Origin of the sequence: Paenibacillus sp. ATY16, assembly GCF_003399985.2 — a bacterium.
GTDB classification, from domain to species: domain Bacteria; phylum Bacillota; class Bacilli; order Paenibacillales; family Paenibacillaceae; genus Pristimantibacillus; species Pristimantibacillus glycanilyticus.
The window spans coordinates 379740-402878 of sequence record NZ_NMOK02000052.1 but is presented as its reverse complement, the minus strand read 5'-3'; the positions used below and the strand labels follow the sequence as shown (position 1 = coordinate 402878).

General features: G+C 52.2%; 23 protein-coding genes. 6 read left to right on the top strand and 17 right to left on the bottom strand.

What is annotated here, in order from left to right; all coding sequences use genetic code 11:
* Nucleotides 1-11 precede the first annotated feature (11 nt).
* From CFI03_RS27605 to pstA, 3 genes are all read left to right on the top strand, one after another.
* Complete coding sequence (locus CFI03_RS27605) at nt 12-878, top strand: phosphate ABC transporter substrate-binding protein (RefSeq protein ID WP_127495562.1); 867 nt, start codon at nt 12-14, stop codon at nt 876-878.
* Nucleotides 879-965: 87 nt separating this feature from the next.
* Nucleotides 966-1916: a phosphate ABC transporter permease subunit PstC gene (gene pstC, locus CFI03_RS27600; protein ID WP_201007983.1), complete on the top strand. Its 951-nt coding sequence runs from the start codon at nt 966-968 to the stop codon at nt 1914-1916.
* Nucleotides 1916-2821, top strand: a complete 906-nt coding sequence (gene pstA / locus CFI03_RS27595) for a phosphate ABC transporter permease PstA (RefSeq protein WP_248762109.1) — start codon at nt 1916-1918, stop codon at nt 2819-2821. Before pstC ends, pstA begins: the two co-directional genes overlap by 1 nt.
* A 483-nt stretch (nt 2822-3304) precedes the next feature.
* Here pstA and erpA read toward each other — a convergent pair whose 3' ends face one another.
* On the bottom strand, nt 3305-3661 hold the full coding sequence (erpA, locus tag CFI03_RS27590) for an iron-sulfur cluster insertion protein ErpA (protein WP_127495565.1): 357 nt from the start codon (nt 3659-3661) through the stop codon (nt 3305-3307).
* A gap of 297 nt (nt 3662-3958) precedes the next feature.
* On the opposite strand from erpA, the gene mqnE reads away from it, so the two are divergent.
* Together mqnE and CFI03_RS27580 are read left to right on the top strand one after the other, a co-directional pair.
* Nucleotides 3959-5062 (top strand): aminofutalosine synthase MqnE, encoded by a 1104-nt coding sequence (mqnE, locus tag CFI03_RS27585; protein ID WP_127495566.1) that lies wholly within the window; start codon nt 3959-3961, stop codon nt 5060-5062.
* Between the two features lie 71 nt (nt 5063-5133).
* The gene (locus tag CFI03_RS27580; protein WP_127495567.1) at nt 5134-6201 is read left to right on the top strand and encodes an NAD(P)/FAD-dependent oxidoreductase; all 1068 of its coding nucleotides are present in this window, start codon (nt 5134-5136) and stop codon (nt 6199-6201) included.
* Here CFI03_RS27580 and CFI03_RS27575 read toward each other — a convergent pair.
* Nucleotides 6198-6434 (bottom strand): YuzB family protein, encoded by a 237-nt coding sequence (locus CFI03_RS27575; protein WP_283094708.1) that lies wholly within the window; start codon nt 6432-6434, stop codon nt 6198-6200. The two genes, CFI03_RS27580 and CFI03_RS27575, sit on opposite strands and share 4 nt — an antisense overlap.
* A gap of 87 nt (nt 6435-6521) precedes the next feature.
* Between CFI03_RS27575 and CFI03_RS27570 the strand changes: the two genes are divergently transcribed.
* The gene (locus CFI03_RS27570) at nt 6522-6764 is read left to right on the top strand and encodes a NifU family protein (RefSeq protein ID WP_015846404.1); all 243 of its coding nucleotides are present in this window, start codon (nt 6522-6524) and stop codon (nt 6762-6764) included.
* Nucleotides 6765-6814: 50 nt separating this feature from the next.
* Here the strand turns inward: CFI03_RS27570 and CFI03_RS27565 are convergent, their stop codons facing one another.
* The 15 genes from CFI03_RS27565 to CFI03_RS27495 form a co-directional block, all read right to left on the bottom strand.
* Nucleotides 6815-7600 carry an SDR family oxidoreductase gene (locus tag CFI03_RS27565; RefSeq protein ID WP_283094707.1) on the bottom strand — a complete coding sequence of 262 codons (786 nt, stop codon included), beginning with the start codon at nt 7598-7600 and terminating at the stop codon, nt 6815-6817.
* Between the two features lie 19 nt (nt 7601-7619).
* On the bottom strand, nt 7620-8327 hold the full coding sequence (locus CFI03_RS27560) for a Cthe_2314 family HEPN domain-containing protein (protein ID WP_248762081.1): 708 nt from the start codon (nt 8325-8327) through the stop codon (nt 7620-7622).
* Between the two features lie 26 nt (nt 8328-8353).
* Entirely contained in the window at nt 8354-10120 is a 1767-nt protein-coding gene (locus CFI03_RS27555) for a UbiD family decarboxylase (protein ID WP_248762065.1), read from the bottom strand.
* On the bottom strand, nt 10117-11049 hold the full coding sequence (locus CFI03_RS27550; protein ID WP_248762063.1) for a COX15/CtaA family protein: 933 nt from the start codon (nt 11047-11049) through the stop codon (nt 10117-10119). The genes CFI03_RS27555 and CFI03_RS27550 overlap by 4 nt, the downstream gene beginning before the upstream one ends.
* 174 nt (nt 11050-11223) lie before the next feature.
* Entirely contained in the window at nt 11224-11571 is a 348-nt protein-coding gene (locus CFI03_RS27545) for a thioredoxin family protein (RefSeq protein WP_248762007.1), read from the bottom strand.
* 32 nt (nt 11572-11603) lie between these two features.
* A complete protein-coding gene (locus tag CFI03_RS27540) occupies nt 11604-13181 on the bottom strand; it encodes a copper amine oxidase N-terminal domain-containing protein (RefSeq protein WP_248762005.1) in 1578 nt (525 codons plus the stop codon).
* A 107-nt stretch (nt 13182-13288) separates the two neighbouring features.
* Nucleotides 13289-14926, bottom strand: coding sequence for a putative polysaccharide biosynthesis protein (locus CFI03_RS27535; protein WP_248761983.1), 1638 nt, complete (start codon nt 14924-14926; stop codon nt 13289-13291).
* A gap of 40 nt (nt 14927-14966) precedes the next feature.
* Nucleotides 14967-15692 carry a ThuA domain-containing protein gene (locus CFI03_RS27530; protein WP_127495575.1) on the bottom strand — a complete coding sequence of 242 codons (726 nt, stop codon included), beginning with the start codon at nt 15690-15692 and terminating at the stop codon, nt 14967-14969.
* 13 nt (nt 15693-15705) lie between these two features.
* Entirely contained in the window at nt 15706-16191 is a 486-nt protein-coding gene (locus CFI03_RS27525) for a DUF456 domain-containing protein (RefSeq protein WP_127495576.1), read from the bottom strand.
* Nucleotides 16192-16198: 7 nt separating this feature from the next.
* Nucleotides 16199-16951, bottom strand: a complete 753-nt coding sequence (locus tag CFI03_RS27520; protein ID WP_127495577.1) for a Cof-type HAD-IIB family hydrolase — start codon at nt 16949-16951, stop codon at nt 16199-16201.
* 292 nt (nt 16952-17243) lie between these two features.
* A complete protein-coding gene (locus tag CFI03_RS27515; protein WP_248761973.1) occupies nt 17244-18116 on the bottom strand; it encodes a metal ABC transporter permease in 873 nt (290 codons plus the stop codon).
* A complete protein-coding gene (locus CFI03_RS27510; RefSeq protein WP_248761970.1) occupies nt 18113-19069 on the bottom strand; it encodes a metal ABC transporter permease in 957 nt (318 codons plus the stop codon). Before CFI03_RS27510 ends, CFI03_RS27515 begins: the two co-directional genes overlap by 4 nt.
* A 10-nt stretch (nt 19070-19079) precedes the next feature.
* On the bottom strand, nt 19080-19892 hold the full coding sequence (locus CFI03_RS27505; RefSeq protein ID WP_248761968.1) for a metal ABC transporter ATP-binding protein: 813 nt from the start codon (nt 19890-19892) through the stop codon (nt 19080-19082).
* A 24-nt stretch (nt 19893-19916) separates the two neighbouring features.
* A complete protein-coding gene (locus tag CFI03_RS27500) occupies nt 19917-20882 on the bottom strand; it encodes a metal ABC transporter solute-binding protein, Zn/Mn family (RefSeq protein ID WP_283094706.1) in 966 nt (321 codons plus the stop codon).
* Nucleotides 20883-21084: 202 nt separating this feature from the next.
* Entirely contained in the window at nt 21085-23136 is a 2052-nt protein-coding gene (locus CFI03_RS27495; RefSeq protein WP_248761966.1) for a peptidoglycan D,D-transpeptidase FtsI family protein, read from the bottom strand.
* Between the last annotated feature and the right edge of the window lie 3 nt (nt 23137-23139).

Below are 23139 nucleotides of genomic sequence, written 5' to 3'. Positions count from 1 at the left end.
GGATAAATGAAATGAAATTGAAATGGCTTAAAGTGGCTACGGTAGCCGCTCTTATCGCAACCATCGGCTTTGGCTCCGTTCAAGCCCCTACTAAGACAGAAGCAGCCAGCAAGCTGTCCGGCAAAATCGTAATCAACGGCTCGTCCGCCCTTCTTCCGCTTACTCTTCAAGCGGCTAACGAATTCAAAAAGCTGAATCCTAAAGTTAAAATCTCCGCTTCGGCCGCCGGTTCCATCACGGGTCCTCAATCCGTGCGCAAAGGTATCGCCGATATCGGTGCGGTTGACTGGGACGCTACGAAAGCCGTTCCAGGCTTCGAAGCCTTCACTGGCCAAGTCGCTAACAAAGTAGCGGTTACTCCGTTCGCTGCGGTAGTTAACAAAAGCGTTACGGCAACAAACCTGACCACGAAACAGCTGCAAGACATTTTCTCCGGCAAAGTAACGAACTGGAAAGAAGTTGGCGGCAAAGATGCCGATATCATCGTCGTTAACCGCGCGTTTGGTTCCGGTACCCGCGTTAACTTCCAACAAAAAGCGCTGAACGGTACGGACTTCATGACAAAAGGCTCCAACTACAAAGAAGTTAAAACAAGCGGCGACATGAAAACAGCCGTAGAGTCGACTCCGGGCGCTATCGGCTACCTCGACTTCGCTTACATCACGACAAAAATGACCGGCGTCAGCATCAATGGCGTTGCTCCAACCGTAGACAACGTAATCAACGGTAAATACAAAGTCTGGGGCTACGGCTACTACATGACGAAAGGCCAACCTACAGGCGTTGTTAAAGAATTCATCAAATATGTGCAAAGCGCGAAGTTCCAAAACGGTTCGCTGAAAAAGCTGAAGTTCATCCCGCTTTCCGCAATGAAATAATCCAAGTTAATCGAATATAGGTAACGGCGGCCGTCTTTCGCGAAGCGACAGGCGGCTGCTTGCTACCGAAGGAGCCGATCAATCCATATGTTAGATACCTCATCCACTGCGGGCCAGATCGATCTGGGCGGCAGTCTTTTGACGGGAAGCGGAAAGCCGTTTGACCGCAGGAAGCGCCTGTTCGTGATGAACCGCCTGTTCCGTTACGTTTGCATTGCCTGCGCCGGTTTTGTGTGTCTTATTCTTTTCCTTATCCTTGCGCTTATGTTCCGCACCGGCGTGTTGACCTTTGGCGACGTGTCCTTCTCCGAATTTTTCTTATCCACGGAATGGAGTCCGGAAACCGAGCAATACGGCGGACTGTTATTCATTTTCGGCACGTTTGCCCTTACTTTGCTGACTTTGATTATTTCCGTTCCGCTCTCGCTCCTGATCGCGGTCTTTCTGTCGACTTTCGTACCGGCCTGGCTGAAAAACGTGCTTCGTCCGGTTATGGATCTGCTCGTCGGCATCCCGTCCGTTGTTTACGGCTACCTGGGACTCACGGTTCTTATCCCGCTGATCCGGAACGTTACCGGCACGGGCATGGGCGACGGCCTGCTTGCGGCGTCTCTCGTATTGACCATCATGGTCCTGCCAACGATCAGCCGGATCAGCGATGACTCGATCACGGCCGTACCGAAGAAATTCAGCGATGCATCCTACGCCCTTGGCGCTACCCGTTTTCAGACCGTCGTAAAGGTGCTTATTCCTTCCGCCCGCAGCGGTATTATGTATGCCGTTATTCTCGGCATGGCCCGCGCAATCGGCGAAACGATGGCGGTTGTTATGGTTATCGGCAATACCCCGCAAATCGCGGACAGCCTGCTTAAGCCTACGTCGGTATTAACGAGCAACATCGTTATGCAGATCGCTAACGTTCCTTTTGACTCAACCTGGAACTATGCGTTGTATCTGATGGGCTTCCTGCTGCTTGCCATCTCGCTTCTGATGATCGTAGGCGTACGCTGGCTGCAACGGAGAGGAGTTCAACAATAATGAGCCATGTAAACACCGCAGTAAACACAACCAATCCTTTCCGCGGCAAAAAAGGAATCAACAGCTTTAATAACCGTCTGTTTACGGTCCTGGTCTGGACCGTTGGCATAGCTATCGTTCTCTTTATTCTCGGCCTCCTGTTCCTTATTCTGAAGGACGGCCTGCCGAAGCTCTCTTGGGACTTCCTGTTCGGCCTTCCGAGCGAGATTGAGGAAGGCGGCGGTATCGGGCCTGCCCTGCTGAATTCCTTCTATATCCTGTTCCTGTCTCTCGTGATTGCTATTCCGCTCGGGATGGCCGCGGGTATCTATCTCGCCGAATTTGCGCCGGATAACAAGCTGATCTCATTTGTGCGGATTTGCGTAGAGGGGCTTGCTTCCGTACCTTCAATCATCTTTGGTTTGTTTGGTATCGCGCTGTTCGTGGAGATGTTCCAGCTTGGCCTTACGATTCTCGGCGGCGCTGTCAGCCTGGCGTTCTTGAACCTGCCGGTTCTGACCCGCGTAACGGAAGAATCGATTCGTGCCGTGCCGAAGGAACTGAAAAATGCCTCCTTCGCGCTGGGAGCCACACATTTACAGACGATCGTTCGCGTCTTGATCCCTGCAGCCATGAACGGAATTATTACGGGGATCTGTCTTGTAGCGGGCCGCGCCTTTGGCGAAAGCGCCGTTATCATTCTGACTGCCGGTGTTACGACCTCCGGCGAAATGTGGGATTTCAGCCTCTTCTCGCCGGGCGAGACGCTTGCCGTTCACCTGTGGTATGTCCAGTCCGAGGCTATCGTTCCGGACGCCCAGGATATCGCCCAGAAGTCGGCGGCGGTACTCGTGTTCTTCGTTTTGCTTATCAACCTGGTGTTCCGTATCCCTCTTTGGCTGAATTCTCGGCGTACTTCGAGATAAGCATGTGAGCCGGGAGGCCACTGCGCAAGTGAATGCTCTTTCGGCCGCTGTTGTATTCGGATTGTTTGAACAAGGTTTCAAAGGTTACAATCCGAATACAAAGGCGGGCACTTCGTTCCTCAAGAGCATTCACTTTCTCCGTTCCGCTTTCGACTTCTTTTTAAAACAAAAACCGGCGTCCGCTAATTGGACGCCGGTTAGGTTTGTTGTAGACAGGTTGTGTTTGCAACCTGTCTAATTCGGTCAACAAAAGGCTGGCTGAGCCTGGCCTTTTGCGAATGCTTTTGTTTTGGTGCGGTGCGCCGCACAGGCGGAGCAAAAGAATGTTCTGGAGAAACGGAGTGCTCGCTTTTGTTCCCGGAATCGTACATTGTACGATTCATTCATAGATTCCGGGAACAATGGCGATTGGTACTTTTGCGCAGCCTGCATACCGGCGAATCCCCAATAAAAAAGCTGAGCACAGGCGTGCTCAGCCACTCATCAGCAGTCGCTGTCCGGCTTGCCAGCTGCCGCAGCGGTACGGAAGCTCGAGCCGCAGCCGCATGTAGCGGTTGCGTTAGGATTTTCGATCGTAAAGCCGCCGCCCATAGCCGACTCTTTCCAATCGATGATTAGACCGTATAAATACTTCAAGCTTTCGTCGTCTACGACCACTTTCAGGTCCGCGACTTCCATCGACTTGTCGTTCTCGTTCTCTTCATCGTCGAAGCCCATGCCGTAGGAGAAGCCCGTGCAGCCGCCTTCCTTCACGCCAATGCGCAGGAACAGCCCGGGAGTGCCTTCCTCCTCGAGCATTTCTTTAATTTTGTCAGATGCCGATTCACTAATCGTGATCATGCTTCTTCCCTCCTCTATATAAATAAAAATAAATGTACCGTTATAGTTACAGTATACTCCTCTTCCTCCGCTTCCTCAAGAGATGAGAGCCTCCCTATTGGAACGAGTTGAAGACTTTAGGTGTTGCCGCCTTTTGCGTACGGGTTTATAATAATGGAAGCTTTCTTAATCGGATGAGCAAGTTATTTTTTTCACAAAGGCATAGCCTGAATTTATTCTACTCTTCCTTGAACGGTAAATGGCAGCATGCCGCAGCACTACGCATAACTAACTTTTGAGAAAAAGGAGGTTGCCAAGATGAACATCGCCATTCCATCTGATAATAAGCAAATGCAGTCGATTATCGACAAAGTCCGAAACGGGGAGCGCCTTACGCTTGAAGACGGTGTATTCCTGTATCAATCGGATGATCTGCTTACGATTGGGCAACTAGCTAATGAAGTAAACCTTCGCAAGAACGGTAAAAAAGTTTATTTTATCGAAAACATGAGCTTGTACTTTACGAACGTCTGCGAAGCGCATTGCGCATTCTGTAACTTCCGTAAAGACGAAGGCGCACCAGGCGCCTATACCTTATCCGGTCAAGAAATGATTGAGTACGTTGAACAGCATTTCCACCCTGGTGTACGAGAATTCCATATTGTAGGCGGGCATAACCCACATGTTCCGTTCCAATATTACGTCGATTCCCTGAAGGCATTAAACGAGCGCTTCCCAGAAGTAACGCTTAAAGCCTACACCGCTGCGGAAATCGACTTTTTCTCGCGTATTAGCGGCTTAAGCTACAAGGAAGTATTGGAAGAGCTTATGAAGGTCGGCCTCAAATCGCTGACAGGCGGAGGCGCAGAAATATTATCCGATCATTACCGCAAAAAAATGCGCGTCGATAAAGCCGACGTCAGCCAATATTTAGAGGTGCACCGCACCGCTCATAATCTTGGCCTGCGCACGCATACAACAATGCTGTACGGCTCGATCGAATCGCATGAGGACCGTATTCGCCACATGATGCAGATCCGCGAGCTGCAAGACGAAACAAACGGTTTCCAGGTATTCATTCCGCTTTCTATGCAGCCGATTAATCCGAAAGCCGGCATCCGTCGCCGCAACTCGGCATTCGAGGATCTGAAGACAATCGCGATCAGCCGCCTGATGCTGGACAACATTCAGCATATTAAAGCTTACTTCATCAACATCGGCACGCAGCTGACTCAGGTCGCTCTGACGATGGGCGCATCCGATGCTCACGGTACCATTGTAAAAGAAAAAATCAGTCATGCGGCGGGCGCTCTTACGCCGGAAGGCATTACGCGTGAGGATCTCTTATGGCTCATTAAAGGAGCCGGACGTATCCCAGTGGAGAGAGATACGTTCTATAACGAAATTAAAGTATATGAGTAATCACGCGGCTAGACGCACATATTAGGCACACAACAAGTCATTCATCATTATGGAGTTGGGTAGGGAATCATATGAGAAAATTTGTTATTTTGGGCGGCGGTTACGGCGGCCAGGCTATCGCGGCAGACGTGATCGAGAAACAGCTGCCAATCGACGTTGAAGTCATCCTCGTGGACCGCATGCCTTATCAAGGCCTTAAAACAGAATATTACGCACTTGCAGCCGGAACGGTTTCAGATTTGGATATCCGCGTAAAATTTCCGCAGGACCCGCGTCTGACAACCCGGTTTGGGGAAGTTGTAGATATCGATCTGGACAAAAAGCTTGTTTATCTGGAAGGTCAAGATCCAATCGATTACGAGTGGCTCGTAATCGGACTTGGCTGTACGGATAATTACCACGGCATCGAAGGCGCGGAAGAGTTCTCAAACAGCATTCAAACTCTTTCGAATGCACGCAAAACTTACCAGATGCTGAACGACGTGAAGCCTTACGGCCAAGTGTCAATCATCGGCGGCGGCCTTAGCGGCGTGGAAGTGGCTGCAGAGCTGCGCGAAGCCCGTTCCGACCTGAACATCCGCATCATTGACCGCGGACCAAGCGTCATGTCGGCCTTCCCTGGGTCGCTGCAGAAGTTTGTGGCTTCCTGGTTCAGAGAGCATGAAGTTGAGATGCTCAGCCATATTTCGCTCTGCCGCATTGAGCAAGGCGCATTGCACGACGCGAATGCGAATCAAACGATTCTTACCGACGTAACGGTATGGACAGCCGGCATTCAGCCGATTGAGATTGTGCAGCGCATGAATCTGCCGAAGGACAAACAAGGCCGGCTTATAATTAATGAGTTCCATCAACTGCCGGATTACACCGATGTGTTTGTTTGCGGCGACTGCGCGTCTCTGCCATTCTCCCCTAGCGGGCAAGCGGCAGGCGCGCAAGGCAAGCAAATCGCGGAAGCTATCCATGCCATTTGGAACAACAAAACGCCTAAGCTTGGCAAAATCAAGCTGAAGGGCGTTATGGGCTCCCTTGGCAAGAAGAGCGGCTTCGGACTCATGGGCAGCACGCCAATGATGGGTAAAATTCCGCGTTTGATCAAGAGCGGAATTCTCTGGAAATCGAAACGCCATTTTGGTTAATTTTTCTTTAAGCTGAAGGCTTCGCGAATGCGGCGTTCCAGATCCTCTATGGTTTCGGCAGCGATAATGCTGCCGTCAACTAACGCGAATGGCTTCAAATAACATTCTCCGCAGTTGCCGAGACAGCCGTATTCGACCACCTTCAGCCGATCGTCTAGTTCATACTGCTTCATAAGAGTTTCCGTTCCGTGATGCATGTTGCCGTTGCAGAACTCGATAAGCGGTTTTGACAATTTTTTGATCACCTGGCCTTAACGGTTGATATCCATTTTCATTCCTCGCACTTTGTACTATAATAGGGGAGAAAGGAGATGATTGCAATGAGTCAAGCACAAGATACAATGTACGACGAAGTATTGGACGTACTGGATAAATTGCGTCCGTTCCTGCAACGCGACGGCGGTGACGTAGAACTGGTAGACGTAGAGGACGGTATCGTTAAACTTCGTCTGATGGGTGCATGCGGAAGCTGCCCAAGTTCCACGATTACACTGAAAGCCGGTATCGAGCGCGCGCTGCTCGAGGAAGTTGAAGGCGTACAGGAAGTTGTTCAAGTATTCTAAAATGCAAGAGTCTTGCCCGCTATATGCAGGCAAGACTCTTTTTTTGTTCCTTATAATCCGATTATGTTTGAACGAATCGCATCGAAGCCGCCGGTTACGTTTATTACGCTGCCGGTCAAATAATCCGATCTCGATTGGCAAAGGAATCCGATTACCCTCGCGATATCTTCTCCGGTTCCCGGTCTGCCGACCGGCGACTCGAATTCCCTTTCGCACGCCGCCTCGTCAATCGTCCGCTCCTTGTTAAGGCCTCTAATATCGCCGGGTGCTATCATATTGACGGTAATGCCGGAAGGCGCCTCTTCGACCGCAAGCGATTTGGTGAACGAGACGAGACCGGTCTTCGCCGCCGCATATACGGCCCTGTGAGGCCATGCCCTGGCTTCATCCGCATGACCGAAGCCAAGATGGATAATACGGCCCCAGCCGCGCTTACGCATGCCTGGAAGCAGCTTATGGTCCAGCAGCATTACGCCAAGCAAATTACCGTTTAGAAGTTGAATGATAGCGTCCTCATGATAATCCGCGAACAAGCGCCGCTCGCGTATAAACGGGCCTGCGTTGTTCACCAGGATATCGATGCCGCCATTCCAGGCTTCCGCTTCGGCTGCCAGCTGCGCTACCCCTGCCGGAACGGATATATCGCCTTGTATGGCGGTTGCTCTTACGCCAAGCCGCTCGATCTCGCGCTGAAGCTCCAGCGCTTCCTGCCTGCTCTCCAGATAGTTTAACACGATGCTGCAGCCAAGACTTGCGAGCTGCAATGCAGTCCGTTTGCCAAGCCCTTTGGCGCTTCCGGTTACAAGCGCCGTTCTGCCCATCAGCTCCACGAGCATTCCTCCTCGCGATTAAAGCCTACCTGGTTCGTATTAGTCCGCAAGCATAGTCAAAGGTTAGGCGTAATGATCCTGTCACCATCTGCAGTCCATGCTGGAGATCGTCCGATTGTGCCGCTATATTTTCTAATTGTACTTCCTGTCCGTACATTTTATGAGCCTGCGCAAGATCGTCCTGCATCTCCGTATTCATATAATGAATCTCGGTATTGCGGCGCTTCCGCAGCCGCCCCATCGGTTCCTTCAGGCTCTCTTTGATGTCGTTCAGTTTCCAGGTCAGTTCCGGATGCGCCTTCTTGTCGCGCATATTGCGCAGCACGGTAAAGTAGGAGAAATGAGGCTTGATCTTCTCCGTCTTTAAATCAAGGATGTCATTCAGAAAAATGCTCAGCTTATCCAGCAGGGCAAAAATGCGGATAAACGCGTTTTTGTCAAAATAAACGTAGCGCTGGTAATTAAGCTCTTCCTCTTCCGACATCTGACTGACGGAAGGCGACTTGATCTTCTCCTTGAACCGCCTGGCCGCATAGCAGCTTTGCTCGATTTCGTTCAAGGAAGCGACCAAGCCCTTCGTCCATACCTCATACGTACGAAGCTTATGGTCGTTGTCTTTGCCCGCTTCAATCTTCTCGTGCAGAATGGCGACAAACTGATTCATCAGCTGTAACGTTTCTGCAAGGCGGCCTTGCGGCTCCCTCTCCGGTTCATCAAATAGAAAACGCAGCATCGGCCATCCCCGCCTCTCTTCGCAACTTAGGATTTGAAGTACTCGTTCCATCTGCTGTCAACCAGCTTGGTAATATCCTCGCGCGTGAACAGTTCTGCCGGATAGCCCGGCTTCATTCTCGCATCGATAACGATCGGCAGCTTATAGCCGAAATGATGGCGGCGAATTTCGGCATTCGCGTAAATATCATCCGCCGGATTAAACCGCGTGAACACTGTCCACAAGAAGGACGTTTGCCCATGCGCAACGTTTGCATCATCCACAAGAATAACAAGCGGCCATTCCGTACCGCGCTCCGACAGCCTAGTCAAGAGACGCTCCGCAAGCTGCGGCTCTGCTTCATAGGATGCGCCGGATACAACGAGGCATCCGCGGCAATATACCTGAGCGTTCGTAATTTCCTCGATAACGCCTTCTTCATAGCTGGAAGGCAGCTCTCTGACCGGCTTGCCGACGCCAAGCATAACCGCTTTGCTGCCGTGATTAAATTTACCGCTCGTATAATCCAGCGTATCATGGGAGGTTTCATCGAATACAAACAGATCCGTCTGCGGCTGGAACCGCTCAAGCACGGTCTCAAGCAATACGTCAAAACGAGACAGGTCAATCGGCTGATCCGTCAGCATCAGGAACTTGGTCAAGGTCAGCTGGCCTTGGCCCAAAATACTGAAGGCTGTCGACAGCGCCTCGCGGGAATAGGATTCCCGGACAACGGCTGCGGCAAGCGCGTGTACGCCGGCTTCCGCATATGCCCATAGTTCATGCACGCCCGGCATAACCATCGGGAAAGCTGGTGCCAGAAGGCGCTGCAAATACTCGCCCAGATAGTAGTCTTCCTGACGGGGCTTGCCCACAATCGTCGCCGGATAAATCGCATCCTTGCGGTGCCAGACATGATTAACGTTAAAGACCGGGAAATCATGGATAAGCGAGTAATAACCAAAATGATCGCCAAACGGACCTTCCGGACGGCGGAGATGCGGCGGCACTTGTCCGCTGATGACAAACTCGGCTTCCGCCGGAATGCGGTGCTTGCTGTGCGGGTCGGATACAACCGGCAGCTTGCCACCTAAGATAAGTGAAGCCATTAAGAGCTCCGGCAAATGCTCCGGAAGAGGCGCAATCGCGGAAGCGATCAATGCCGGCGGTCCGCCGAGAAAGACGGATACGGGCAGCGCTTCGTTCCGCTGCTCGGCTTCATGATAATGGAAGCCGCCGCCTTTATGTATTTGCCAGTGCATGCCAGTCGTTGAATCGTCAAAGATTTGCATGCGGTACATCCCTAGATTATGCGCTTTGCGGGATTTTAAGCTCTCCGTATAGACAAGAGGCAATGTAATAAACGGTCCGCCATCCTCCTGCCAGCTTGTCACGCGCGGTAAACCGGCCAGCGGATTCTGGCGCTTCAGTACTTGCAGAATAGGCGCCGTGCCGCTCGGCACTTCCTTCATGCCTACCTTCATCATGTCCCAAATCAGCTTTTTCTCGCCCCAAATAGCTTTTGGCGTTGGCGGCATAATACGGTCCGCGGCACCAACGATCTGCTTCATGATTTCTTCCGGGCGCGTACCAAACGCAAGGTCAACCCGGCGGCTTGTCCCGAACATATTCGTCAGAACGGGAAAAGGACTGCCCTTCACGTTGGTGAAAAGCAGTGCCGGCCCTTCCTCTTCGATAACGCGGCGGTGAATTTCCGCCAGCTCCAGATAAGGATCTACTTGCGCGTCGATAACGAGCAGATCATTCTCCTTTTTTAATACCTCTACAAATTCACGCAGGTTCTGAAAACTCAAGCGTTCTCCCGTCCTTCCCGCAGCCGCCAGGAACGTATCAGCATATCGCACAATATCCCAAACAAGCCCGTTATAATCAAATTATGAAGCAGGTTCGTAAACAGGAACCAATCATCGTTGCCGATTGTCTCCGTCAGAAGCGCACCGCTCAGGATTTGAGCGATCACCAGAACGAGAGCCCAGCCGGCTGATTTCGTAAGACCTTTGCCTTTTCCGCTGATTTTGCGGACGTGGATATATAAACCAACTAGAGCAAGACCAAAAATAAGTGCACCTAAACGATGGATAAAAACAGCAGCCGTCGCGCCTTGAAGCTCAGGCACAACCTCGCCGTTGCATAACGGCCAGCCTAGACAGCCGCCTGCAGACTCGGTATGTCGGATAAACGCGCCGAGATAAACCACGATATAACAGAAGATCGTTACGGCCAGCATCCGGGGATAAATAGCGCGGGGCACCGTAAACTCCACGGGCTTGCCGTCTTTTGCGCGGTAAGACCAAACAACGAGCAGCAAGGTAAAAGCAAAGGCAATTAAAGAAATGCCAAAATGAATAGCCATAACGGCGTCGGACTGATACCATACGACAGCTGCCGCGCCCATTAACGCTTGAATAACCGTGAAGAGCAGAGCTCCGCTCGCATAAATAAGCGGTTCTTTGTAATCCGCATTGTTTTTGCGGAACAGCAGGTATATGGCGATAAAGGCTGCCACAACGAGCAAACCTTCAAATCCGGTAATCAGACGATGGGAAAATTCGATTGCGGTTTCCATTGTATACGCAGGAATAAATTTACCGTTGCAAAGCGGCCAATCATCACCGCATCCGCGTCCGGATCCGGTATTTGTAACGAGTGCTCCGGCAAGAAGAACAAAAAGCATTCCGATGCACGATGCGAGAGCAAGCGCGCGAAAACGGCCGGTAACCATAATAAAATCACCTTATTTCGGGTTTTGTTGTCACCTCATTATAGCCATTATAGGGGTCAAAAGCCATGTTGAAAATGTGACACTTCCTAGGGTGTGACAGTTCCGTGGCAATGATGCGCGGGCATAAAAAAGTGCGGCTCAGGAGGAGTTCCTAAGCCGCACGATTGCCGTTTATTAACCTTGGGGTAATGCGTCCGACACCTGCACCGCGCGGTCCAGAAACTGTTCGATTTCTTCCCGCGTCTTGCGCAGCTTGTTCACGTACCGGATCAGCTCTTTGCCGTTACGGAAGGCAATAAAGCTCGGAATGCCAAGAATGTTCAGCTCGGAGCAAAGATCGGGCAGTTCATCCCGGTCGATCTCATGGAACGAGATTTTGCCTCCGTATTGCTGCTCTACATCCGGCATAAACGGATCGATGTAGTGACAATCCGCGCACCATGTCGTTTTGAATACGACTACCGTAATCCCATCGCCTTGGACGGCTTCCCGGAAGGCTGCGTCCGTTGTCAGTTTGTTCATCGTTGTCATCCTCCCTGCTCTTGCAAAATAAATTAATGGACTACGCGCTCGATGACAAAGGTGTCGCTGCCCCAGCTGTCATCCCAATGAACCTTCGCTCCAAGCGCGTTTGCGAAATCGCGTCCTGCAGCATACAAGGTACCGTCAACGGTTTTGGCTACAAACGACCATGTCGCTGCTTTGCCATTTACCGTTACGCGGTCAGAACCTTCCTTCAGGACGATCGTCGTATTGGTCGCCTCGTCATAGACTGTTACTTTCTTCGTCTTTTTATCATATTTCACCGAAGCGCCAAGCTGTTCGGCCACTACGCGCACCGGAACAATCGTTACGTACTTAGGAGTAACAATGGCCGGATAAAGGCTAGAGTCCACGGACAGCTCAACCGTCTGCTCTCCGATGCCCAGCTTATCGAGCAGAGAATAGGCAGCCGATTGCTTGTCGAACATGCGAAGGAATTGATAACCCTGCATGGAATCGAGCTGGTTGGAATGGATAGCTTGAGCAGGGATCACCGGCGCGTCAGCCTCTACCTTGCCGTTAACGTTCCACAGCTCGCTCTCCATGCGCAGCGAGAGACCGTCAAGCGGGAACAAGGCTTGATCGCTTGGTTTAAGCGTAACGTCGATGACCTGTTTGCGGATATCCATCTTGCTGTCCACGTAAAGCTCCGCTTTAATCGATGAATCATCGTTGAAGATGGCCTTAAGATCCTCGCCGCCCTCTTCTTCCATCGCCTTCAGCTCATCCTGGAGCGAAGCAAAGGTGGCTTCCAGCTCGTCTGTCATTTCCTTAATCATGTCATCGGTTGTAGGCATATCCAGTCCGGTTTGCTCGAACGGATTCACGCCCATCTCTTCCCAGAACTCCGGATGGCTGCTCATGATCGCTACGATTTCCTTCACGAACGTTTCGAGGCCATCCCGGTCGCTTGCAAGAACATCGACGTATTTTTTGACCCAAGCCCAGATTTCGGTACCGCTCATCTCTGCCTTCACATGGAACAGGGATGTGTTAACGCCATTGATTGGCTCCTGAACCGCGTTTACCGAAATTTTGTCCGGATTAGGCAGATTGTCGATAAAGAAGGACGTTGCGCTGTCCAATACCTCTTTGCCGATTGCCGTTACCGATTCGTCATCGGAGCCTGCAGCCGTTTCGCCAAGCTCGGCTGTACCCAGCATCGAGCCAATGCCCGCTCCCGTTACGTCAAGCACGATTGGAAGCTTAGCGCCTTCCACCTCGATAACCGCAGCTGTATCCGATTGCTTGATCGAGAAACCAATGCTGACATTATCGCCGAAAATCAGTTTGCCCGCGTAGGACGCATGGCTTGCATCCTGTACCTTCACGCTATCCAACTGCAGCTTCATGTTAGAGAATAATTTCATGAGAGCAATATCTTCTTCAGGCATTCCTTCATACGCTTCTTCATTCATAAGAAGCTTCAGCTCTACCGACTGTTTGCTTTCCGCGGAGGTCACTTTAAGCGTGTTTTTCAATACGGTGTTGAAATCCACGCCCTGAATCGCCTGACAGCCTGCAACGATGACAAGCGCAAGCGCCAAAATCAGGATGATCCCCCTCTTGAATCTTTTCAGACTTTTCAATTCACAAATCTCCCTTCACAGCCAGTAATAGATAGATTAATAGACCTATAACTCTATCTATTGTACCTGACGCTCAGGGAGGTTGTAAATGTATGGAATTTCTGTCGTTATTTCTGCGTTTGCGTGCGTCCAAGCGCCTTCAGAAGCAGGACAAACAGCTTACGCAGCGGCCCCGGGAAGGACTTCGCATCCTCCATGGTAACGACGCGGAGCAGCACAAGCAGGAACAGGTACAGGACTCCGATCACTGCGCCGGCAGCGGCCGCGGAGACCAGATACGTCAGCTTGTCCGGCCAGTTGCCAAGCAGATGGCGGATCCCCGTCTCGGTTCCCCAGCCTGCCGCAACGGATACGACGATCGTTACCAGGTAAGAAGGCCAGCGGCTTCCAAGCACCGTGAACTTTACTTCCCTGCGGATCGCCTCGATGTTCATCCATGTCATAACGACAAAGCAGACGCTTGTCGCCACAATAACGCCGTAAACGCCGTAAATCGGGGCAAGCGCGTAGCTGCACAGGATTTTCAGCCCGATTCCTACGAAAGTATTCATCATAGGGATGCGTGCTTTCCCAAGCCCGAACAAAATCGAGTTGCTTGTCATCATCGTAATCTGGAAAATCGTTCCTGCCGTCAAGGCGGCAACGATGCCGTAACCTCTTGGCCCCGTGAAAATAAGTCCGGTGACCGAATACGATGCCGCGGCAAGCGTTAAGGCTGCCGGCACGCCGGTGAACAAGACGATCCGCATAACGAGGGAGGTCTGACGCTCCACCTCGGCCATATTCCGCAAGGAATACGCAGACGAGATGACCGGAATAATCGACGTGCTGAGCGCGATGGCCAGAATCGGCGGAATGCCCGCAACCGTCTGCGCCTTGAAGCTGAGATCTCTCAATACGAGCAGCGCGTCATGATAGCCGTAATACGATTCCGTTAAACGTACGAATAAGGACGAGTCGAACGTATAAATAATTTGCACGGTCATCGCCGTAATGACAATCGGAATGGACATCGTGAAAATCTCGCGGTAAATGGACCGGAAAGGAATCTTGGCAGCGGCCTTGACCGCTGCGATATCCACCGACGGCCGCTCTGCGAGGTCGCCCCGGCGCAGCTTTGCCGCATAATACAGCATCACAAGCAAAGCGCCTACGCCGCCAATCACGTTGCCGAACGATGCCGCGGCCGCGCCCCATTTTTCGCCCCAGTCAATCGAGACGACATAATAAGCGAGCGCCACGCCTACGATAACGCGCAAGATTTGCTCCACGATCTGCGACATGCCGCCCGCCATCATGAATTGACGGCCTTGGAAGTAACCCCGCATCATTGCGATAATCGGGAAAATAAGCAGCGTTGGCGCAACCGCGCGGATCGCAACCTCCGCACCTGGCGTTTTGGCGATATGCACGGCATAATAAGGAGCCGCGAAGTAAAGGGCAATCGTCAGGATAACGCCGGTTATGACGCCAAAGAGCAGCGCAGCCTGGTAGACCCGTTTCGCTTCATGCTCGCGGCCCAGCGCGTATCTCTCCGATACCATTTTGCTGATGGCACTAGGGAGACCACCCGTCGCCACGACAAGCAGCGTCAAATACACGTTGTTCGCGACTGCAAAATAAAGCCCGCCGTTCTCGGTCAGGATATGATCAAGCGGAACCCGCTGAAAAATCCCCAGAAAACGGGCAATCAGCGCGGCTGCCGCCAGTATTAACGTACCTTTTATAAGCGAATCTTTTTTCATGTTGTCCTTCTCTTTCTTTAATGACTTGCCGGATTGCAGGTTAAGCTTGGCCTTTGATTGGCTCCAGAGGCTGATGGTTGCCGCGGACCGGCTTGCCTGCCTGGGAAGGAGCTGCCCATTTCACGCCATTCTGGATAATTTGCAGCACCTGCGGATGATAGTAGGTCGGATGCGTCTCATGACCCGGACGGAAGTAGAAAATCTTGCCTTGCCCGCGGAAGAAGGTGCAGCCGCTGCGGAACACTTCTCCGCCTTCGAACCAGCTCACGAAGACCAGCTCGTCCGGAGCTGGAATGTCGAAATGCTCGCCGTACATTTCCTCGTGGTCGATCGTCACGTATTCCGGAATGCCCGCGGCAATCGGATGGGCCGGATTAACGGTCCAGATCCGTTCTTTCTCGCCTGCTTCGCGCCATTTCAGGTCGCAGCCCGTACCCATCAGCTTTTTGAAAATTTTCGAGAAATGGCCGGAGTGGAGCACAATCAGTCCCATGCCGTCCATTACGCGTTGATGTACCCGCTCCACGATCGCATCGTCTACGCGGTCATGACCCATATGTCCCCACCAGATCAGAACGTCGGTGTTGTTCAGCTTTTCTTCCGTTAGGCCATGCTCCGGCTCTTCCAGCGTTGCGGTTTGAACCTCGATGCCCTCCGAGCGGATACCTTCGGCAAGCGCGTTATGAATGCCGTCCGGATATACCGCTTTTACCTCTTCATGCTCTTTCTCGTGCAGAAACTCGTTCCATACTGTTACCTTTACCATTTGCTTCATCTCCTTAGTTGGCCATTAACCAAATAATAAATAACGCGATCATTGCTGCCTGAAGGATGATTTTGACTACGACGCTGGTCAATAACCCAACCAACGAGCCGATGCCAACCTTAAACGATTTCTCGATATTGGAGCCCACCGCGAGTTCCCCGATAACGGCGCCGGCGAACGGCCCAATAATAAGGCCAAAGGCAGGAATAACGAATGGACCTAGTATAAGCCCTATCGTACTTCCGATGATAGAGGCCTTGGAACCCCCAAACCGGTGAACCCCCCACGCGCTGACTGCGTGGTCGGCTATGACCAGAACGATGAGGATCAAGGTCTGCACCGTCCAGAACACCCAGCCAAACGGCTTGAACGAGAAGAAAAAGCCATATACGAAGAAAGCGCCGTATATCGCGAAAACTCCCGGCAGAATCGGCCAGACCGCTCCGGCCATGCCAACCACGAATAAAATGACAACCAGCGACCAGCCTAAAATATCCACTTAGGCATCAACCTTTCAATACATATTGTTTGATGATCTCGGCGACGCCGTTCTCGTTGTTGGTGAGCGTCACTACATCGGCCGCGTCTTTGACTGCCTGCTGGGCATTGCCCATCGCTACGCCAAGTCCCGCTTCGCGGATCGCGGCAATATCGTTCAAGCTGTCCCCCGCCGCAACAACCTGCGACATCTCGATGCCAAGCATGACGCATAGTTCGCGGAGCGCACTGGCCTTCGTAATGCCTTTCGGGTTAAGCTCCAGGTTCTCCGTGGAGGAATTCGTAATTTCAAGCGCGTCCCATTCGGTTATCTCCTCGAGAATGCGATTACGAACAACGTCATCCTCCGTATAATAACCAAACTTCAGCCAATGGTGGTCTTCATACGTCGTTGACGGGTCAATCCACTTCTCCAGGTTGTAAATGCCCGTTGTCGAGTACGCCCAGAACCAGGTTCCCGCATGCCTCAGCGCCAGCTCGTGCAGCTGCTTGACGTAGACCGGGCTCATCAATGTGCGTTTATGCAGCACATGCGGCTTTTGCCAGATCTCGCTGCCATTGGCCGTAATCATCGGAGTCTCCAGCTTCAACTGCTCCGCGAACGGAAGCGCCCCCCGGAAGCCCCGGCCCGTGGAAAAGCTGACGGTAATGCCGGCATCCAGCGCCCGCTGGATCCATTCCGCGTTCTCCTCGCTGATCTCGCTCTGGTCATTCAGCAGCGTTCCATCCATGTCGAGTGCGACTAATTTGTAATTCCCCATGCTCGGTATCCTCCTGCCTGTTTCTACTATGCAATATTTTAGCACAGATTAAGGAGATTCCAAACGAAGCTATCGATATTGTTCTAAACGTTGGGACATGGGCGAAGGGTTCAATTGATTGGATTATTAGTCCATAGAAAGTTTTTTAGCCAAATTCGTTCTCCACTCCATCGCTGACCACGCTGTAACACGGTTTATCCGTCCTATTCGACTGGTTTCGTTCCGCTGCCGTTAGCCCGAAAAAAAATCCCCTTCCTCGGTTTATGAGGAAAGGGAATCTATACTCGACTTTTTAAGCCGCGAGCTTACGAAGGCGGAGCTTCTTGGCGACGATGCCATGCGAAGGCGAGAACAGGAAGGCCAGCACGAACAGCACGGCTGCCGCGCATACGATACAGCCCGCAATCGAAGCATCAAGCATCACGGCGGCAGCATAACCGCCAAAGACGCTAAGAATGCCTGCGCCAACGCTGATTACTATCATCCGGCCCAGCCTGTCGGTCAGCAGATAGGCGGTAGCAGCCGGGATGATCAGCATCCCGACAACGAGAATGGCGCCTACGCTTTCGAAGGAGCTGACGGTTGCCATCGATACCATGCCCATCAAGAGATAATGGAACAGCGCTACCGGAATGCCGCAGGCGGCAGCCAGCGCGGGGTCGAAGGAGCAAAGCTTGAACTGCTTGTAGAACAAGCTGATCACCGTCACTATGATAATCAGCGTTATGCCAAGCAGCCACACCGCTTTTGGCCCAAGGTCTATGCCGTTTACGACCCAGGTATTCCAATGCACATAAGCGATTTCGCCGTACAAAATAGCATCCTGGTCCAGATGGACCTGTCTCGCGAACAGACTGACCAGAAGGACGCCTATCGCAAACAAGGCGGTAAACACGACCCCGATCGAGGCATCCGCCTGAACCCCCTTGTTCTGAAAGAGCTGAATGAGGAAGACGGCGAACAATCCGCAGGCCATTGCGGCAACCATCATCAGAATCGAATCCCGCGAGCCGCTGAGCAGAAACGCGATCACGATCCCCGGCATGACGGAATGGCTGATGGCGTCGCCGATCATGGCCATTTTGCGCAGAACGAGGAAGGCACCCAATATACCGCTGCAGCTTGCCACCAGCATCCCGGTTAACAGAATCCAGAAGTCACTCATAACGACGCCTCCTTATTCAAGCGGTCGTCCACGGAAGCCGTTGCCGCCTGTTCCTCATAGCCATAACCAAGCGACCGCTTCATCCTTTGCTGCAACATTCTCCGGACAAGAATCCCCCGCTTGGAACCAAACAACAGCGATAGAAGAAACAGCAAGGTTGCGGCTAACACCGTAAGAGGACCGGTCGGCAGGCTGTCTCCCGTCGAGCTGACAATCGCTCCCGAAGCCCCGCTAATGGCGCCGAACAGGCCGGATACGACCACCATGACGCCAAGCCGGTCCGTCCAATACCTGGCGGATACCGCAGGGGTAATGATCAAGGAGGCAACCAGGATAACCCCAACCGCCTGAATTCCTACGACAACCGCCACAACCATAAGGAACATAAGCAGCTGCTCGAGCAGCGCAACCGGATAGCCGATTCCTTTGGCAAAGCCGGGGTCGAAGGATACCAGCTTGAACTGCTTGAACAGGAAGTAACAGATCGTAACCAGCAGCAGACTGACAATCGACAGAGTAAGAACATCCGAGCCCACCATGGAAGCCGCCTGACCGAATAAAAACTTATCCAGCCCCGCCTGATTGCCGTAGCCACCATGCTGGACAAGGGTTAACAACACGATACCCAGGCCAAAGAAAGAGGATAATACGATTCCCATCGCCGCATCGTGCTTAACGCGTGAATGCCGCGTAATCCAGCCGATCCCGAAGGTTGCCGCCACGCCGGCGAGACCCGCTCCGATCAGGAAGTACAGAATGGACTTGGTTCCGGTCAGCATAAAAGCAATACAGATACCAGGCAAGGCGGCATGCGCGAGCGTATCGCCCATCAGGCTTTGCTTCCGCAGATAGGAGAAGCAGCCGATAATACCGCTGCTCAGCCCAAGAAGCGTGCAGCTGAGCAGAATCCACTGCATGTTGGGGTCCCGCAGAAGCGTCCATAACGTATTCATATCCGTTCACTCACCCTTCCGCGCTATCCGTCTTAGACAGGCTGTTCCGGTCCAGGAAAGCCAATCGGCCGCCATACGTGCGTTGCAGCAATTGCTGATTAAATACCTCTTTTGTCTTGCCGTAAGCAACAAGCTCTACGTTTAACAGCAGCACGGAATCAAAATATTCCTCCACCGTGGCAAGGTCGTGATGAACGACAATAACGGTCTTCCCTTGCTGCTTCAAATCCTGGAGCAGCGTAATAATAGCCTTCTCCGTAGCGGCATCCACACCGGCGAACGGTTCATCCATAAAGTACAGGCTGGCATCCTGAGCAAGCGCACGGGCGAGAAATACCCGCTGCTGCTGCCCGCCGGACAGCTGGCTGATTTGGCGGGAGGCAAAGTCCGCCATGCCAACCTTGGCCAGGCATTCCATCGCAATCGCGCGCTCCTTCGCTCCCGGGCGCCCGAACAAGCCTAGATGTCCGTAACGCCCCATCATAACGACATCCAGTGCGTTCGTGGGGAAATCCCAATCGACGGATTCCCGCTGCGGCACGTAGCCAACCAGCTTGCGCTGCTGTTTATAAGGCTTGCCGTAGACGAGCACCTCGCCGCCAAGGCGGGGAATAAGGCCAAGGGCAGCCTTCATCATCGTTGATTTGCCGGCGCCGTTAGGGCCGATAACCCCAATCAGCTCCCCTTCCGTTACAGTGAAGGAGACTCCGCGCAATACAGGCTTTTTCTGATAGGCTGCGCTAAGCCCTCTAATCGTTAACGGAGGCGCAGCACCCTCCCGCTCCCTTGCGGTTGCCGCAGACTTTACTTTTGCTTCCGACATGACTAACACTCCCTTTCCCTTCGTTTATCTCAATGCCTGAACAATGGTATCCACGTTATGTCTGACCATCCCGATATACGTTCCTTCCACGGTGCCGGCTTCCCCCATCGCATCGGAGAACAGCTCGCCGCCGATCGTTACTTCATGTCCCATCGAACGCGCGCCTTGAATGACCGATTCAATCGCTTTCTTTGGTACGCTGGATTCGATAAAGACCGCTTTGATCTTGTTTTCCACCAAAAAATCACGCAGGGAGCTGACATCCCTCGAGCCGTATTCCGACATCGTGTTCATTCCCTGCAGCCCCGTTACCTCAAGTCCATACTCATCGCCAAAATAACCAAACGCGTCATGGGCGGTTACGAGTATTCTTCTCTCCTCGGGTATCGCCCTGATCTGCTCGGTCGTATATCGGTCCAGCTCCTCCAGCTTCCCGATATATGCCGCAGCACGCGCTTGATAGCCCTCCGCATGTACCGGATCCTTCTCGATCAGGGAGTCCCGAATCACCTCCGCGGCCGATATCCACATCTTCACGTTGAACCAGATATGAGGGTCATGCGACTGGCTCCCTCCGCCCGGGAACGACCGCAAATCCGACTCCGGTATCCGCGAAGAGATCGCAACGGTAGGCTTGCGCTTCACCAGCTTCTCGAACATCTCCGCCATTTTCCCTTCCAGATGCAGCCCGTTATAAAAAATAATGTCCGCCCGGTCCAGCTTCTTCACATCGCCATAGGACGCCTTATACAAATGCGGGTCAACGCCCGAGCCCATCAGTCCGGTAACTGCGACATCCTCTCCGCCTATTTCCTGAGCCACGTCGGCAATCATGCCGGTTGTAGCCGTTACCTTCAGCTTGGCTTTGCCCGCAAGTCCGTCGTTCTCCCCGGTCCCGCAGGCCGTCACCAGTAAAGCACTTACCGCCAGAAATAAAAGGGTCATTATAAACCGCTTAATCGCGGAGTTTGGCTTTTTCGAAAACCGCATATCCTTTCCCCCATCCATGAGTTATCCCGTGTTTTGCCTGGACGAACATTAGTTAGCTTAACGCCTCTTTGTTTATACTATTCAAAAATGTTTCTCTGATGCAACATTTCTTACGAAATTTGTCTATAAAAAGTTTCAAAAAAAAAAAAAGCTGCTCCCGAAGATTCTTTTTTCGAATCTCCGGAAACAGCTTTTCAGCATCTTATTGGGTTTTACCCGTTGTACCGTTAGTGCCTGCGTTCGTATTATTCGCTTGATCCTTCAGCTTGCCCGGCGTACCGTTCAAGCCAACCTCGTAATCGTAAGCGTCGAAAATTTTCCGCGCGATTGGAGCTGCGCCCCAGCCGCCAAACTCACCGTCCGGAATAACAACCGCTACGGCCAGCTTCGGATTTTCTCTTGGCGCATAAGCGATAAATACCGCGTTATCCGCACGGCGGCCGGCTACGTCGGACTGTGCCGTACCGGTTTTTCTCTCGTACGTGTACGTAACGCCATCAAAGCCCTGCACGTTAACCCGGGACATGCCGTCCTCGATTTCCTTCCAATACGAATCGGGGAAATCCACCGTGTTCAGTACTTCCGGCTTAAACGTCTGAACCACATTGCCGTCCGCGTCTTTAATCTGGTTGACGAATTGAGGCTTCATCCGTTTGCCGTGGTTCGCGAGCATGGACGCGTACTGCACGAGCTGCAGCGGCGTATAACGCGCTTGTTGGCCGAACGCTGCCCGCACCAATGCGGATTGGGAACTGGCCGTTTCCGCTTCGTGGTAGTAGTCGATCGTGCCTTTGGATTCGCCTCTCAGACCGCTGCCGGTCAAGACGCCTAGCCCGAATTGCTTCATGTAGTTATCCCATACATCGACGCCTTTTTTGCCTTTGTATTTCTCATACAGATTGTTGCCCACCATCTTCGCCATAAACGGGTTGGAGGAATGGGCAATCGCCGATGCCGGGTCCAGCAAGCCGTAAGCATGGTTCGAGGCGTTGCCGATCCGCACTTCATGGCCTTTGGCGCCAAAGAAGTAAGCGCCGTTATCGAAATACGTGCTTGTTGTCGTAAACAGCTTTTCGTTCAAGCCGATCAGAATGGATAAAGGCTTCATCGTCGAGCCCGGAGGAACCAGGGACGACGGATGCTGATTCCGCTCTTTGTCGGTTTCGTAGTGAGGGAATACCTCTCTGATCGTTCCGTTGTTTAGAACGGACGAAAAGTTTTTGTAGTCTTCGTTGCTGATCTTGCCGCCCGCCCAAATATTCGGGTCGTAATCCGGCATGCTCGCCATCGCGACGACTTTACCGGTGTTTACTTCCATCGCGACGGCGAAGCCGATCTTCGCGTATTCGGCACGCTCCGCCTTATTGGTCGACGTGCTGATTTTTTTGATCTGGTCGACAATCGCCTGCTCCGTCGTTAATTGCACGTTGCGGTTGATGGTCAGATACAGGTCATCGCCCTTTTGCGGGTTGGTAATCTGTACGGGACCTATGATCCGCTCCGCGTTATTAACCGGATAAGTTTTCAGGCCGTTTTTGCCGCGCAAGATATCCTGGTACATATATTCAAGTCCGTCAAAACCAACGTCCTCGTCATCCAGATATTGAAGCTGCGGATCGTCTTCATTCCCTTTATCCTTGTAGAAATCAAGCGATTCGCGTACGCCTTTGAATTTCTTCAAGTAGCCGACCAGCTGCACGGCTACCGTATCATTCGTATAATTACGCACGCTTTCCTCGACGATATCGATCCCTTTGAATTCGGACTTGTGCTCGCTAAAATAGGCGATCTCATACTTCGTTAGACCGGTCTTGATCCGGCGGGGCGTAGAGATTGTGTTCCTCCGGAAATCCAAGTCCATCTGCCGGATAATATCTTCAACCGTCATTTGTTTGTCCGGGCTTTGATCACCAAGTTCTTTAAATACGGCTGCCAGCTTTGCCGCAATCGCTTCCGCATCCCCGTCCTTGAAATCAGGCGAAATCGTAAAATAGAGCGATTGCGTTGATGTCGAATAAGCAATCGCATTGCCTGACGAATCGTAAATATTGCCGCGAATCGGCGCGATCTTCACGCTTCTGGTGCTCTTCTGGCTGCCTTGCGCGCTCAGCTTCGGACCTTCGACGAACTGCAAGATAGCAAGCTGAATAATAAGAACGCTAAATAGTCCAAATACGATAAAGAAGAAAAAGTTCAAACGAAACGAGAAATGACGCCGATTCGTTATTTCCCGTTTCTGCGGATCATCATGCAACCT

What these genes read in the sequence shown, in the direction of transcription:
- CFI03_RS27605 (WP_127495562.1), top strand. Translation starts at nt 12, where the DNA reads ATGAAATTGAAATGGCTTAAAGTGGCTACGGTAGCCGCTCTTATCGCA.
- pstC (WP_201007983.1), top strand. Translation starts at nt 966, where the DNA reads ATGTTAGATACCTCATCCACTGCGGGCCAGATCGATCTGGGCGGCAGT.
- pstA (WP_248762109.1), top strand. Translation starts at nt 1,916, where the DNA reads ATGAGCCATGTAAACACCGCAGTAAACACAACCAATCCTTTCCGCGGC.
- erpA (WP_127495565.1), bottom strand. Translation starts at nt 3,661, where the DNA reads ATGATCACGATTAGTGAATCGGCATCTGACAAAATTAAAGAAATGCTC.
- mqnE (WP_127495566.1), top strand. Translation starts at nt 3,959, where the DNA reads ATGAACATCGCCATTCCATCTGATAATAAGCAAATGCAGTCGATTATC.
- CFI03_RS27580 (WP_127495567.1), top strand. Translation starts at nt 5,134, where the DNA reads ATGAGAAAATTTGTTATTTTGGGCGGCGGTTACGGCGGCCAGGCTATC.
- CFI03_RS27570 (WP_015846404.1), top strand. Translation starts at nt 6,522, where the DNA reads ATGAGTCAAGCACAAGATACAATGTACGACGAAGTATTGGACGTACTG.
- CFI03_RS27565 (WP_283094707.1), bottom strand. Translation starts at nt 7,600, where the DNA reads ATGCTCGTGGAGCTGATGGGCAGAACGGCGCTTGTAACCGGAAGCGCC.
- CFI03_RS27560 (WP_248762081.1), bottom strand. Translation starts at nt 8,327, where the DNA reads ATGCTGCGTTTTCTATTTGATGAACCGGAGAGGGAGCCGCAAGGCCGC.
- CFI03_RS27550 (WP_248762063.1), bottom strand. Translation starts at nt 11,049, where the DNA reads ATGGTTACCGGCCGTTTTCGCGCGCTTGCTCTCGCATCGTGCATCGGA.
- CFI03_RS27545 (WP_248762007.1), bottom strand. Translation starts at nt 11,571, where the DNA reads ATGAACAAACTGACAACGGACGCAGCCTTCCGGGAAGCCGTCCAAGGC.
- CFI03_RS27535 (WP_248761983.1), bottom strand. Translation starts at nt 14,926, where the DNA reads ATGAAAAAAGATTCGCTTATAAAAGGTACGTTAATACTGGCGGCAGCC.
- CFI03_RS27530 (WP_127495575.1), bottom strand. Translation starts at nt 15,692, where the DNA reads ATGGTAAAGGTAACAGTATGGAACGAGTTTCTGCACGAGAAAGAGCAT.
- CFI03_RS27520 (WP_127495577.1), bottom strand. Translation starts at nt 16,951, where the DNA reads ATGGGGAATTACAAATTAGTCGCACTCGACATGGATGGAACGCTGCTG.
- CFI03_RS27515 (WP_248761973.1), bottom strand. Translation starts at nt 18,116, where the DNA reads ATGAGTGACTTCTGGATTCTGTTAACCGGGATGCTGGTGGCAAGCTGC.
- CFI03_RS27510 (WP_248761970.1), bottom strand. Translation starts at nt 19,069, where the DNA reads ATGAATACGTTATGGACGCTTCTGCGGGACCCCAACATGCAGTGGATT.
- CFI03_RS27505 (WP_248761968.1), bottom strand. Translation starts at nt 19,892, where the DNA reads ATGTCGGAAGCAAAAGTAAAGTCTGCGGCAACCGCAAGGGAGCGGGAG.
- CFI03_RS27500 (WP_283094706.1), bottom strand. Translation starts at nt 20,882, where the DNA reads ATGCGGTTTTCGAAAAAGCCAAACTCCGCGATTAAGCGGTTTATAATG.